Annotated in this window: 9 protein-coding genes; 7 read left to right on the top strand and 2 right to left on the bottom strand. The window is 69.9% G+C overall.

What is annotated here, in order from left to right:
• Positions 1 to 6: 6 nt before the first annotated feature.
• On the bottom strand, positions 7 to 696 hold the full coding sequence (locus ACWGSK_RS10875; protein WP_452455741.1) for a lysoplasmalogenase: 690 nt from the start codon (positions 694 to 696) through the stop codon (positions 7 to 9).
• Between the two features lie 409 nt (positions 697 to 1,105).
• Between ACWGSK_RS10875 and ACWGSK_RS10880 the strand changes: the two genes are divergently transcribed.
• The 3 genes from ACWGSK_RS10880 (at position 1,106) to ACWGSK_RS10890 (ending at position 5,918) form a co-directional block, all read left to right on the top strand.
• The gene (locus ACWGSK_RS10880) at positions 1,106 to 2,050 is read left to right on the top strand and encodes a conjugal transfer protein (protein ID WP_358514709.1); all 945 of its coding nucleotides are present in this window, start codon (positions 1,106 to 1,108) and stop codon (positions 2,048 to 2,050) included.
• 72 nt (positions 2,051 to 2,122) lie between these two features.
• Positions 2,123 to 2,443, top strand: coding sequence for a hypothetical protein (locus tag ACWGSK_RS10885; RefSeq protein WP_304074832.1), 321 nt, complete (start codon positions 2,123 to 2,125; stop codon positions 2,441 to 2,443).
• 19 nt (positions 2,444 to 2,462) lie between these two features.
• Positions 2,463 to 5,918: a TcpE family conjugal transfer membrane protein gene (locus tag ACWGSK_RS10890; protein ID WP_452455742.1), complete on the top strand. Its 3,456-nt coding sequence runs from the start codon at positions 2,463 to 2,465 to the stop codon at positions 5,916 to 5,918.
• Positions 5,919 to 6,065: 147 nt separating this feature from the next.
• Here ACWGSK_RS10890 and thpD read toward each other — a convergent pair whose 3' ends face one another.
• Positions 6,066 to 6,971: an ectoine hydroxylase gene (gene thpD / locus ACWGSK_RS10895; RefSeq protein WP_358514704.1), complete on the bottom strand. Its 906-nt coding sequence runs from the start codon at positions 6,969 to 6,971 to the stop codon at positions 6,066 to 6,068.
• 469 nt (positions 6,972 to 7,440) lie between these two features.
• Between thpD and ACWGSK_RS10900 the strand changes: the two genes are divergently transcribed.
• The 4 genes from ACWGSK_RS10900 to ACWGSK_RS10915 all read left to right on the top strand — a co-directional run bounded on the left by ACWGSK_RS10900 (position 7,441) and on the right by ACWGSK_RS10915 (position 13,203).
• Entirely contained in the window at positions 7,441 to 8,100 is a 660-nt protein-coding gene (locus tag ACWGSK_RS10900; protein WP_358514702.1) for an HNH endonuclease family protein, read from the top strand.
• Positions 8,101 to 8,236: 136 nt separating this feature from the next.
• The gene (locus tag ACWGSK_RS10905) at positions 8,237 to 10,687 is read left to right on the top strand and encodes an ATP-binding protein (RefSeq protein WP_452455743.1); all 2,451 of its coding nucleotides are present in this window, start codon (positions 8,237 to 8,239) and stop codon (positions 10,685 to 10,687) included.
• A gap of 69 nt (positions 10,688 to 10,756) precedes the next feature.
• Positions 10,757 to 11,800, top strand: a complete 1,044-nt coding sequence (locus ACWGSK_RS10910; RefSeq protein ID WP_452455744.1) for a hypothetical protein — start codon at positions 10,757 to 10,759, stop codon at positions 11,798 to 11,800.
• 107 nt (positions 11,801 to 11,907) lie between these two features.
• Positions 11,908 to 13,203: a DUF6891 domain-containing protein gene (locus tag ACWGSK_RS10915; protein WP_452455745.1), complete on the top strand. Its 1,296-nt coding sequence runs from the start codon at positions 11,908 to 11,910 to the stop codon at positions 13,201 to 13,203.
• The last annotated feature ends 203 nt before the right edge of the window (positions 13,204 to 13,406 follow it).

The following is a 13,406-nucleotide window of genomic DNA, read 5'->3' on the forward strand; positions in this document are numbered from 1 at the left end:
TGCACACTACGCCGCCGTCTCGACGCCGGTTCGGGCACGGGGACGGGAGAGCAGACCCAACACGATGAGGGTCTGCGCGGCGACGTAGGTGCTCATCACCCAGAACCCGCCTTGGGGGAGTGAGTCCCATCCGGGGGCGAACGCGCGCAGGGCGATCAGGGCGTCCGAAACCAGGAACAGCGCCCCGCCGGCCGCCACCCACGGCCCCAAGCCCGTGGAGAGCACGGCCATCGTGCCCAGCACGAGTCCGTACAGCAGCACGGGGATCAACAGCCCGCCGGCGTGCGGGGCGCACAGCCACACCAGTACCGCCACGAACCCGACGTAGGGCGTCAACAGCCATCGGCGTCGGGTCAGCACGCTGTCGTTCCGGTAGGGCCAGAACGCCGCCACGTACACCACTTGTGCGATCAGGAAGAACCCCACCATCAGCAGGAACGCGGTGTCGCCGGAAGCGAGGGCCGGGGCGGTGTCGCCGAGCCAGGAGAACACCAGCGCGACCATCGCCAGGACGATCAGTCTGCCGCGCGGTCGTCCCGTGGAGCCGGCGAGCACCAACAGCAGGGCGGGCATGAGGAAGACCTGGGTCGGTCGGTTCCAGGCGTCGATCCCGAGCAGTTGGATCACCAGGTGCGCCACCGCGAGTACGGCGAAGAGGAGCAAGAGGACGCGGGGAAGCGTGCGAGAGGGGATCATCCGGACATTTTAGGGGTGACGCAGGTCACCGAGGGATGGATGTCCCTTTTCGGATGAGCCCGTCGTCGGTCCCGACGGCCTGTTCGCCCCCGGAATGCCCCCGGCTCGGTACCGAGGGAGATGCTCGGAGGCCACATCTTGCTCTCCAGCGGGTGACTAATCCCTTTACGGTCTGGCCAGAAATGCGCCCACCTGTACCTCTTCAGAGAGGTTTCTGTGGAGAATTGTCGTACTCTGATCCCTTTGGGTGGTTCTTCCTTGGGGCGCAATGTGCCCCCGATGGGGAAACACGGTCCCTTCATGGGCGCTCCCAACCCGCACAATGCCTCACTATAGGGATGGGGTAGACAAGGGCATGACCGAAGCGTCGGCGACAACGTCGGCGCGTAACCGTGTTCAGGAGGCGGGGATGGCCAAGGTGCGTGACCGGGCCGACGACGACCACGATCTCGATGCCCCGCGCACCCGCACTCCACGCGCGGGCGCGGGTGGTCGCTGGTGGGTCGGTGTGGGGCGCGTCCTGCTGTGGGCGTTCATCATCGTCGTCATCTTCAACGGCATCTGGTTCCCCATCCGTAACGGATTCTCCCTCCCCGGTTCGGCCGCGGAGGAACCCGAGACCTCCGAGTCCGCGGCCTTCCCCGAGACCTCCGCCGCCGCGTTCGCCCTGCGCTTCGCCGGCACCTACCTCGACACCTCCGACCCCGAGGCCCGTCAGACCGACCTGGCCGCGTTCGTCCCCGAAGGCGAGACCGGCGGCCTGAACCTCCCCGCCGACAGTCTCAGCGGTGACAACCTCACGGTGGTCGCCGTCGACGTCCTCGACGACCACAACGCCCGCGTGGTGGTGCGTGCCGACGTCAACGGCGAACCCATGAGCCTGCAGGTGCCCGTCTACAGCGACGGCGACGCCCTGGTGCTCTCCGGTGGCCCGGCCCTCATGGCCGCTCCCGCCCAGGCCGAACTGCCCCAGGCGCAGTCCTACGACACCGACGAGCAGGCCGCCGAACAGCTCACCGACACCCTTTCCGGCTTCTTCGAGGTCTACGCGGGGGAGGCAGGCCACCTCGACCGGTACGTGGAACCCGGCGCAACGATCGCCCCACTTCCGGCGAACACCCTGGAATTCGCCGAACTGTCCGATATCACCGTGCCATCCCAGTCCTCGACCGGAGATGATGACGTACGACAGGTGGCGGCCACCGTGGCCTGGTCCCTGCCCTCCACCGAATCGGACGAGGGCGCCGCCGGGGCCGGGGCCATGGAACAGAACTACCTGGTCACGGTCGTCAACTCGGGCAACGAGTGGTACGTGCGTGACATCCAGGGCGCCCCGCATTCGTTCGGCGGATGACGGGGCCTGTAGGCAAGGAGACGAGAAGGACCATGCGCACACCAGTAACGACACCGGAGGGAGGCGCCTGACATGCTCCCCCTACTGGCCTCCACCGCCGACGCCATGACGGCCCTCGGCGGCACGGACCTCCTCCACCTGGCGGTCGAGACACCCGCTGAGAACGCCCCCGACACCGGTGGTCTCGCGGAGTTCCTGCGCGGGTTCTTCGGCCCGCTCTTCCTCGTCATCGTGTCCATCGTCGCGATCTTCTTCCTGTTCACCAGGGAGATCACCCGGTTCGCGCAGTTCATGATCCTGGCGATCTTCATCGGGATCGTCTTCTACGTCCCCGGCATCATCGAGGTCATCGCGGTGGCCATCGCCCGAGCGATGGGCGTACCGACGGAATAGGCGAGGGAGGCCGGAAACCGTGGATCTGCCCACGTACACCAACATCTGGCGTATCGAGAAGCGGCTGTACAAGCTCTACGATTTCCGGCTGCCCATGCCGCTCCCGGTCGGCACCTTCGGTGTCGCCCTGGGCATCTTCGCGCTCTGGGTGGTGCTGCTGACCCTGTTGCGGGCTCCGTTCGAGTTCGGCAACGGCTGGCACCTGGTGATGTGGGTCGTCCCGCCCGGTGTGATCACCGTGCTGGCCACCCGCCCGGTGATCGAGGGCAAACGCCTCACCGAACTGCTCATCTCGCAGGCGCGCTTCCTCGCCGAGGCGCGCGTGTACACCCGGATGGCCCCGGAGTACGAACCGGCGCAGGTGCGGGTCGCGGTGCGCGTGTGGCACCGGGACCCGGCGGCCGGGCCGTTGCCCCTGCCCCGTAGCGGGCGTCGCGCTCGCACGGAGGAGGAGGCCGCGGCACTCGCCGAACACGAGGCCTCCGTCGAGGAGGCCCCGGTCCCCGAGATCTCCGAGGAGGAACGGGCCCTGCGCGCGGCCCGCGAGGCGGCCCCGCCACTGCGTGGTGTGCCCACCCCCGAACCGGCCGCCTCGCGGGCGGCCCCGGAACCCGAACCCGTCGACGACTCGGTCGAATACATCCCGGCCCCCGAGGTGGAGGCTCCCGAGGTCGAGCCCCACAAGGCCGACGCCGCCCAGATCGCGGTCCGCAAGATCCCGGTCACCGTCGGCGCCGGGGCGCAGGCCGTGGAGCGGGAGGACGACGCGCCCGCCGCGATGACCACCACGCGACCTCCCGGCCAAGACGAGGAGGAGGAACGTCCGCGCCACGGGGTGGGTCGCCGGATGCTCAACTACTTCGGGTTCGGACTACCGGCCCACGACGATGGCGCCGGCGCCGCTCCCCCCGACGAGGAGCACCGCGCGCTTTCGAACGCCGGCGCCGAGGAGGACGAGGTCGACTTCGAGGAACCCCTCTACGCCACCGAGGAGGACGAGCAGCGCGACCGTGACGAGTGGTTCGCCCGGCTGAAGGCCTCCTCCGGGGAGACACCCGTGGGGCTGACCTCCAAGAGCGCCTACGCCTCCAGCGACACCGGGGCGATGAGCAGCGAAGAACTCGGCGACGCCGTCTCCCCGGCCCCGTCCTCGCGTCGGCTGCGCGGTCGCACACAGGGGATCCAGGTCGCCCGTGACCTGGACGCCCGCCGCGAACGTGAGGGTGAGCCCACCGACATCACCGAGCACGCCGAGGTGAGCGACGCCCCCGAGCGCGCCCGCGAGAGGATGCGTCCGCCGGCCGAGCCCGAGAAGGCCCGCGGTCGGGCACTGCCCGCCACGGACACCGAAAGGGCACCGGAGCGCAAGGAGGCGCCGCGCCGCAAGGGGCGCCCGCACGCCTCCCCGTGGGAGCTGGAGAAGAAGGAACGCCGGGGCGAGTACCCGGACCTGTCCGACTACGCCGCCCGGTACGCCGAGGCGACCGGTCGTCCTTCGGCGGCCCGCGACGTCGCGCCGGCGCCGTGGCTGCCGCCCGCCTCGGGGGCCCCGGGGAAGACCGAGGACAAGAGCACCGAGGACACGACCACCGAGGACAAGATCGAGGAGAAGCCGGAGACCGAGCCGGAACCCGAGACCTCCCCGGAGGACGTCGGGACCCCGGACCGGATCGGGCGCACCGAGGTCGGCCCCCAGGTCTCCCACGCGGCACGCCCTCGTCCCCAGGCTCCCGAGCTGGACCATGGCACCGGCGAGCAGGACAACCACATGTCCGTGCTCGACCGACACCTGATCAAGGCCGACACCCCCGCGCCGCCGCGGCCCAAGTTCGCGGACGCGGTCCCCGCCGATGAACGCCCGGTCGAGCCCACCGACCCCTCCGAGTGGTTCGACGACGGCAAGCGCCGCCACCCGGACCAGCCCAAGGTCGGTGACAAGGACAACCCGGTGATCCCCGTCAGCGAGCTCCGCGAGGAGCGCCGCAAGCGGGAACGCGACGAGGAGGAAGAGGCCCGGGCACGGCGCGCCGAGGAGGCCGCCGAGGTTGAGCCCACCAAGCCCGCCACCCAGCTGGACCACGGCACCGGCGAACTCGTCAGCTTCGTCGAGGTCCGTGAGGAGCCCAAGCCCGTACCCGAACCCAAGCCCAGGGCGAGGCGCCCCGACCCCGAACCCCGGCCCGAACCGAAGCCACGGCCCGAGCCCGAGCCGGTCCGCCCCACCGAGGCGGAACTCGCCGAGGCCGAGGCGGCCGCTCTGCGGGCCCGGCGTCGCGACAAGGCGGAGGAGCGGTCCGAGGAACCGGCCGGGACACCGGCCGAAGAGCAGACGGAGGAGCCGGCCGAGGGGTGGTTCGAGACCGGTCACGAACCTCGCGAGGGCCACGACCCCCACGACGGGGTGTTCCATCGGGTGGCGAACAACGCGCGCCGTATCGGCCGACTCTTCGGCCAGCCGCCCCCCGGCGAGGAACCCGAACCGCCCGCGCCCCGGCCCGCGGCCACCGAGCCCGAGCCCGAGCCCGAGCCGGCCAAGCCCGGCCTGGAACTCGACCACGGAACCGGCGAACAGGACCGTCTGACCGAACCCGCCCCGACCACCGAGGAGCCCGAGGCCGACTCCGGCGGGACCCGAGGCTGGCGCCGGCTCGCCAAGGTCGTCACGGGCGGGGGCGCCCCGATCCGGTCGGACCTGCCCGCCGCCGACGTCGAACGACTGCGCGCCCCGCTGGCCGAACCGCGTTCCCTGGTCGTCCTGGGCTGCACCGGCGGCGCCGGACAGACGATGACCGCGCTGATGGTCGGCCACACCCTCGCGGTGCATCGCGATGACCGAGTGGTGGCGGTCGACGTCAACCCGGGTGCCAACGGGCTGTCCCGGCGAGTGGGCGCCCAGGCCCCGGAGACGCTCACCGCGCTGCTGGCCAACGCCGACGCGATCGACGAGTACGAGAGCATGCGCGCCTACGCCGGTCGCGCCCGTACGGGTCTGGAGGTCGTGCAGACACTCGACGACCCGTACGTGCAGACCCTGGACGACCGCGACTACGGTCAGCTCACCGACCTGCTGGGTTCGTTCTACGGCATCACCCTGCTGGACCCGGCCGCCACAGGGGTGGCCCGGGCGCTGCCGGTCGCCGACGGGCTGGTTCTGGTCGCTCCGGCCAGCGCCGACGCCGAACGGGCCGTCTCCATGACGTTCGAGTGGTTGGACGGCAACGGGTACTCGGCCCTGCGCGCGAACTCGGTCCTGGTGGTCAACGGGGTGAGCAAGCGCAGTCTGCCGGACGTGGACGCCGCCGAGCGGGTGGCCCGCGGTCGCTGCCGCGCGATCGTGCGCATCCCGTGGGACGACCACTTGGGCGCGTCCTACACCAAGATCGACGTGGGGTCGTTGAAGCCGGCCACCAAGCGCGCCCACGGGGCGTTGGCCGGGGTCCTGGTCAACGCGCTCGAACCGGCCGGGCGCTCTTGAGGTTCACGTACCGCGTGAGGCCCGCCCCCGGATCGGGGACGGGCCTCACGCGTATCGTCGTTCGGCCCCGTGCCCGGCTCGGGCACCGTCGGGGTTCCTGAGCCCCTGGTTCCCGAACCGTCGGCCGCGGCGTCAGGAGAACGCCCCTCAGCGTCCGACCGGGGTGGTGTCCGTGGCACCGAGGAACTCGGGCCGGGCCGCACCCGCGCTGAACGGTTTGGTGCAGGTGTTCTCCACGCTGTTGAACACGATGAACACGTTGGATCGCGGGAAGGGCGTGATGTTGCCGCCGGACCCGTGCATGCAGTTGGAGTCGAACACCGTGACGTCGCCCGCGGAACCGGTGAGGACGTCGATGCCGTGCCGCTCGGCGAGCATGGACAGCGACCCCTGGTCCGGGGTGCCCACGTGCTGGCTCTTGAGCGACGCCTTGTAGTGGTTGTCCGGGGTCTCTCCCACGCACGAGACGAACGTCTTGTGCGAGCCCGGCATGATCATCAGCGCGCCGTTGTGCGTGTGGTTGTCGGTGAGCGCCACGGAGAAGCTGACGGCGCGCATCCGCGGCATGCCGTCCTCGGCGTGCCAGGTCTCGAAGTCGGAGTGCCAGTAGAACGATCCGCCCCCGAACCCGGGTTTGTAGTTGACGCGGCTCTGGTGCACGTACACGTCGGTTCCGAGAATCTGTCGGGCGCGGTCGACCAGACGCGGGTCGTTGACCAGGTCGGAGAAGACCTCGCTGATCTTGTGCACCTCGAACACGGACCGCACCTCGTCGGAGGCGGGTTCGACGACGACGCGCTCGTCCTCGCGCAGTTTCGGGTCGTCGCCGAGGCGGCGCAGCTCGGTCGTGTAGGTCTCCACCTCTTCCGGGGTGACCAGGGACCGGACCTGGGTGTATCCGCGCTGTTCGTAGCCGCTGAGGTCGTCGGGCTCGAAGGGTCCATCGTCCCCGCTGGACCACGCGACGGGGTCGCGGCGGTAGAGCAGGGAGGGTTCGGTCGTCTTACGGGTCGGGTAGTCGTCCGCGGTCGGAAGATCCATCTGCAGAGTCATGCCGTTCCCCTCGGTAGAGGGGCGCTCCCCTCCGTTTCGGGTTCTTCGTACGACTCGCGAACTTAACAAATCCACATGGTGGGGACGAGTGGCCCATTCGTGCGTGCTTGTTTATCATGCGGTCATCTGGGTATTACTGTCATACTATATGGGCGAAATATGAAAACCCGAAGGGGATTCCTTCGGGTTTTTCCGATGTCCGACCGATGTATGTCCGGGCTTACCTGCGTTGTGTCGCCCGGGTGTCAGAACGGTCCCCCGATGATCATCGTCCCAGGTCGTCCGGTTATGGAGCTTTGATCGCGTCCCCCACCGGGCCGGCGGCCGGGTTTTCATGTGACCTATTTCACAAGCATTCGGTGTGCGGCATGGTTCAAAGAATTCACCCTCGAGGGACTGGCGTAAAGGCTTCGATTACTCCACAGTAGGGTCGTCCTGTTCACCTCGACCCGCTCTTGAGGAGAAACACGTGTCCCCCTACCCCCGCGCGCTCTCGCGCGCCTTCTCCGCGGTCTCCGCGCTCACCCTCGCGGTGGTGCTCGGTTGGGCCGCCCCCGCCGCCGCGGACCACACACTGCCCCCGAACATCCCCAGCGAGTCCCAGGCCCGGACCGAGCTGGACTCGCTCACCGTCGCCGCCAAGGGACCCCAGGACGGCTACGACCGAAGCCTCTTCCCGCACTGGAACGTGGTGGACAGTCCCTGCACCGCCCGCCAGGTCGTGCTCCAGCGCGACGGCCACGACGTCGTCACCGACGACAGCTGCCAGCCCACCGCGGGCAGCTGGTGGAGCGCCTTCGACGACGAGTGGGTCTACGACGTGCCCGGTGACATCAGCGTCGACCACATGGTCCCGCTGAGCGAGGCCTGGAAGACCGGTGCCGCGGACTGGTCCACCTCCCAGCGCGCCGACTTCGCCAACGACGTCGACTCGTCCCAGCTGTGGCTGGCCACCCCCTCCAGCAACGGCTCCAAGGGCGACAAGGACCCCTCGGAGTGGATGCCGGACAACACCGCGGTCCACTGTGACTACGTCAAGTCCTGGATCAACGTGAAGCACGAGTACGACCTCACGATCACCTCCGACGAGGAGTCGACCCTGTCGAGCACCCTCGACAGCTCCTGTTAGAGGGGTTCTGGAGGTTCGGGGCCGCGCGTTTCGGATGACGCGCGGCCCCTTCCGCTTCTACGGCTCGTCCTCGATGCTCCATGATGGGATCGGCACCCTCCGCCGTAAGCGACCAGAAGGGCAGGGCGATCGCGCGATGACCGGTACCAGGGGGACTCGTGGGGCGACCCGTCTCGCGGTCCGCTACTTCGACGACCGGGTCCTCCTCAGCGACAACGAGGCGTGGGCCTACTTCCGACTCCCGACGGTCTCCTACGAGTTCACCACGCCCGAGGACCGCCAGGCCCTCGCCACGAACATCACCATCGCCCTCGCCGCCATCCGCATGAACGACGCCGAGGTGCACCTGCGGGTCGCCCACCGCACCTACCCGGCCGCCCGGTGGGCCACCGAACTCGACGGCACCGCCGACAGCGGCCCCGGCTGGTACGACTACCTCGACGAGATGTACCGGCACGTGTGGGCCAAGGACTTCTGGACCAAGGAGGTCTACCTCGGCGTGCGCCTCGGACAGCGCAACGCCGGCGTGGGGATGGGACTGTTCTCCCAGGTGTTCGGCGCCTACCAGCGCACCGAGCAGGTCCTCGGCATCAACGACGACGCCATCGAGGACAAGGAACTCGCCCGCTGGACCGACCAGTCCGAGCGACTGGGCCGCGCCCTTTCCGCCAGCTCCCTGCACGCCCGCCACGCCTCCGCCGACGAGATCGCCTGGCTCATCCGGCACGCCGTCTCCGGCACCGCCGAGGAGATCCAGCCCTCCGCGGCCGGCCGCCGCACCTGGGGGCGCGGCGAGATCGAGGCGCTCGTCGACGGGGTCGTCCACAACGGCCGCTCCATGCTGCGCCTGGAACAACCCGCCGGCTCCACCCACGTGGCGTTCCTGTCCTTCTCCCGCTTCCCCGACCTCATGCCCTTCCCCGACGGCGAACCCTGGCTGCACCACGCCGACGCGCTGCCCTTCCCCGTCGAGCTGTCCCTGCGGATGAAGCTCATCCCGCCTGCGAAGGCGTCCAAGGACGTGGGCCGCAAGCTCGCGCACGCGCGGGACATGGACGCGCACATTCGCGAGGCCGGTGTGGAGGCGCCCATCGCCCTGGCGGAGCAGATCGACGCCGCCCGCATGCTCGAACACGGCATCACCAAGGAACGCCTGCCGTTCGTGTACGGCTGGCACCGACTCATGGTGTCCGCGCCCACCGAACGTCTCCTCGTGCAGCAGGTGGAGGCCGTCGTGGAGCACTACCGCGACATCGGCATCGACGTCATCAACTCCACCGGCGACCAGTTCTCCCTGTTCAACGAGTCCCTGCCGGGCGACCGCATCCGTCTGAACGCCTACGCCCAGCGCCAGCCGCTGCGCACCATCGCCGGCGGCATGCCCACCGCCACGGTCGACGTCGGCGACCGGGAGGACACCTCCGGCGGCGGGTGGGTCGGCCCCTACGTCGGCGAGACCACCGGCCGGGCGCGTTCCATCGTCCACTTCGACCCCATGGTCGCCGCCGCCCGCAACCGCCCCACCGCCATCGCCATCACCGGTGAACCCGGCGGTGGTAAGACCACCCTGGCGCTGCTGATGATCTACCAGCTCGCGCTGCGCGGGGTCACCGTCGCCGCCATCGACCCCAAGGGCGACGCAGAATCCCTCGTGGAGCTGCTCAAGCACCGCGGCCGCAAGGCCAGGATCATGTCGCTGGGTTCGGCCCAGCCCGGCCTGCTCGACCCCTTCGCGTTCGGCGACGACCTCGCCGCGAAGAAGACCATGGCCACCGAGACGCTGCGCCTGCTCCTGCCCCGCATGAGCGAGGAACGCGAGTCCGCGATGATCCAGGCCGTGGCTACCGTCGCCAACCAACCCCAACCGTCCCTGGCCAAGGTCGTCGACCACCTCACCGCCTCCGAGGACGCCGCATCCCGCAACCTGGGCGCGGTGCTCGGGTCCATGGCGGAGATGCGCCTGGCCTCCCTGTGCTTCGACCCCCAGGGCGAGGCGCGCATCGACACCGAGGGATGGACCACCGTGTTCACCCTGGGCGGCCTCACCCTGCCCGACTCCGGCGTCCACCGCGACGACTACTCCTACGAACAGCGCCTGTCCGTGGCCCTGCTCTACCTGGTGTCGCAGTTCGCCCGGCGCCTCATGAACGGCCTGGACCGACGCCTGCCCAAGGCGATCTTCCTGGACGAGGCGTGGGCGGTCACCTCCACCCCCGAGGGAGCCAAGCTCGTCCCGGAGGTGTCCCGCATGGGTCGCTCCCGCAACACCGCGCTCATCCTCGTCTCCCAGAACGCCGGCGACATGCTCAACGAACAGGTCACCAACTGTCTGTCGTCGGTGTTCGCGTTCCGCTCCAGCGAGGCGCACGAGGTCGCCAGCGTCATGGACCTGCTCGGCGTGGACACCAACGAGGACCACATGGCGGTGCTGCGCAACCTCGGCAACGGTGAATGCCTCTTCCGCGATCTCGACGGACGCACCGGGCGCATCGCCGTCGATCTCGTCTCGGAGTCGTTGCTGCGGTGGCTGGACACCAACCCCACCCGAGAACGGCCGTTGGTGTCCGCAAACGGCCGCGAGGAGTAGGGCGCACCGGTGGTGGGGATCTATAGGAGAAGCCCTCCCCGGACCCCCACCACTCACAAGGGATCGCCCATGAGTGAGGACGTCAGCCGGCCCCGCCCCGTAGTCGACACCGCCCTGCCAGAGGACGCCCGCGAGGACGCCTATCGTTGGGCCACCACCGGCCCGCGCCCCCGCGCGGGCCGGAGCGACGGACTCCTTCGTACCGAACGCCTGCGCCAGGCCTGGGTCCGACTCTTCTGGGTGGGCCTCGCCCTCGCCATCGCACTGGGGCCGGCCGGCGGCCTCCTGGGCATGGTCATCGCCACCATCGGCCTGGTCACCTACGTCACCGCGATGGGACTGCGCCCCGACGCCGCCCGCTGGGTAAAGGTCGCCGGCGGACTGATCGGCGCGGGAGCCCTGGTCGTCACACCCCTGTGGCTGTTCGGCGTCATGCCCCTCGTGTCGCCCGTGATCTTCTCGGGAACCCTGTTCGCGCTGCTCACCGGCACCGTCACCGCCGACGTGCTGACCTCCGGCCGAAGACGGCGACCGCGGGCCGACCACCGGGACCGCGTCCTGCTGCCCGCGGACATCGGCGCCGCCGACCACGGGCTGCTGGTGGACGTGCAGCACGCCATCGACCGGGTCGTCGACGCCCGGGTGGAGCTGGCCGGCTCCGACGCCCTCGACACCGACCGCGGACTCGCCGTGCTGCGCGAACAGGAGTGGCGCATCGCCTCCCTGCTCTCCAGGCAACGGGAACTGCGGCGCGAGTACCTCCTGCGCCGGCGACACGCCACCACCGACCGGGTTCGTCAGGTGCTCCACGCGCAACAGGAACACCTGGTCGCCACCGAAGAGCACATCCGAGCCCGGGTCGAGCAGATCGTCGAGTACGGGCACCTGGTCGAGACCGCGGTGGCGGCCCACCGGGAATGGGAACAGTGCGAGGAGGCCGTCAGGGCGCTCGACGCCTACGCGGAGCTGAGGATCGAGGCGTCCCTGCTGGTGGAGGAGTCCCCGGAGGTCGCCGAACTCACCCGGACCGCCGAGGCCGCCAGGAGGATCCGGGACGAGGGAGCCGCCCGCGTGCACGCCGCCGCCACGGGGCTGAGCGGTATCTCCGCCTGACCACGACGGCGCCTTCGAGGGCCTTCACGGGACCGTGACCGAAATCGGTCGGTGAAGCTTCACCGGTTCCCCGCACACGGGCCGCCCGGGTCTGGCACATTGTGCGAATGAATGTTGAACGGGTGAGCGGCGACGACCCCCACGCCGCCCTCCGGGAGGAGATGGCCGTCCGCGTCGCGACGGGCCGGCAGGGGTTCGGGGAGATCCTCACCGAGGTGTCCGACACGCTGGCGGAGAACGGCGGCCCCGATCCTCGGGTGGAGCATCCCGGGACGCCGGTGCTACGGGAGATCCTGGACCGGGCCTTCGCCCGACATCTGCGGTGGCAGCGCAAGTGGCCGGTACGCACCGAGGTGGACCGGCTCGAACGCGCGGGTCAGGCCCTCGCCGCGATCGGCGTCCCCTACTTCGAGGCGTTGGACTGTTGCGACGGCTGCCTCGCCGACAGCGGTGGCGAGGTCCACCTGTGGCGGCTCGCCGTCGCCCAGGACCCGCGGGCGCGCGCGGTCGTCTACTTCTTCGACACAGACATCGAACTGGCGTTCGCCGGCGAGGGTTTGTGGCTGACCTTCGACCCCGGCCAGGGGCGTCTCACCCACGCCGTCGCCAAGGAGATCCTGGAAGTGCTCCAGGCCCACGGCCTGGACGCGATGTGGACGGACGAGTCGGTCAACCGCATTCGGATCGACATGGAGTGGCGCTGTCGTCGGCTCGGCCAGTCGGCCGCCCACCCCGGCCCGGACGTGGACCGCGAACCCACGGTCGACGTGGTGCTCACCAGTCCCGTCTACAACAGGCTCACCTGGTGGGGCGAGGACCGGAACCGCTGTGTTTCGGTCCGCGAGTTCACCCGCCTGTTCCTGCCCTGGCTGCCCTCCGACATGTCCGTCACGGTCACCAGCCTGATCACCGGTGCGAGCATCACCCTGGACCGCGACTTCGACCGCATGCGCGTCTTGGGGTCCGAGCGCCGCCTGGACCGCCGCCACCTCGACGAGATCCTGGGACGCTGGGCGGTGGACGGGTCACTGCCCGCCCGCGACGCCCGCCCCGACCCCACCGGGTTCGTGGAGGTCGCCCACGACGACCCCCACCCCCTGGGCACCGCCTCGCGGGTGTCCGCCGTGCTCCTGGAGTTGGCCGAGGCGCGTTCGTTGCTCTACCGGACCACCCCGAGCCTCGGGGCGTTCCTGGTCTTCCGGTCGTTCACGGGTGCCACGTTGCAGTTGCTGTGGCAGGACGAGCACACCCTGTGGCTGGAGAACCCGGACCCGGACCGGCGGATGTCGTACGGGTGTTTCGGCGACCTGGCGGACGCCGAGGACCTGGTGTGTCGGCTCGCCCTGGACGGTGACTCGGGCCTGCCGGAGAAGGAGGGCGTCCGCACCATCGCGTGGGATTAGGTCCTGGAGGCCCACCCGGCCGGTGACGGGTCGTCCACAGGCGTGCGGGTTCGGGCCGGCGCGCGACCCTCGGACGTGATTCCATCGATCTCGGGGGAGCCATCGGCTCCGCCTATTTCGTGCTGCCCCGGATCGCCTCGGGCCCTGCCGAGACCGTAGGGCGACACCCCACGAACCCGAGCCCCCTCACCAGAGGCGGAACC

It is taken from the genome of Nocardiopsis sp. NPDC055551 (assembly GCF_053619415.1).

What these genes read in the sequence shown, in the direction of transcription:
- ACWGSK_RS10875 (WP_452455741.1), bottom strand. Translation starts at nt 696, where the DNA reads ATGATCCCCTCTCGCACGCTTCCCCGCGTCCTCTTGCTCCTCTTCGCC.
- ACWGSK_RS10910 (WP_452455744.1), top strand. Translation starts at nt 10,757, where the DNA reads ATGAGTGAGGACGTCAGCCGGCCCCGCCCCGTAGTCGACACCGCCCTG.
- ACWGSK_RS10915 (WP_452455745.1), top strand. Translation starts at nt 11,908, where the DNA reads ATGAATGTTGAACGGGTGAGCGGCGACGACCCCCACGCCGCCCTCCGG.
- ACWGSK_RS10885 (WP_304074832.1), top strand. Translation starts at nt 2,123, where the DNA reads ATGCTCCCCCTACTGGCCTCCACCGCCGACGCCATGACGGCCCTCGGC.
- ACWGSK_RS10880 (WP_358514709.1), top strand. Translation starts at nt 1,106, where the DNA reads ATGGCCAAGGTGCGTGACCGGGCCGACGACGACCACGATCTCGATGCC.
- thpD (WP_358514704.1), bottom strand. Translation starts at nt 6,971, where the DNA reads ATGACTCTGCAGATGGATCTTCCGACCGCGGACGACTACCCGACCCGT.
- ACWGSK_RS10905 (WP_452455743.1), top strand. Translation starts at nt 8,237, where the DNA reads ATGACCGGTACCAGGGGGACTCGTGGGGCGACCCGTCTCGCGGTCCGC.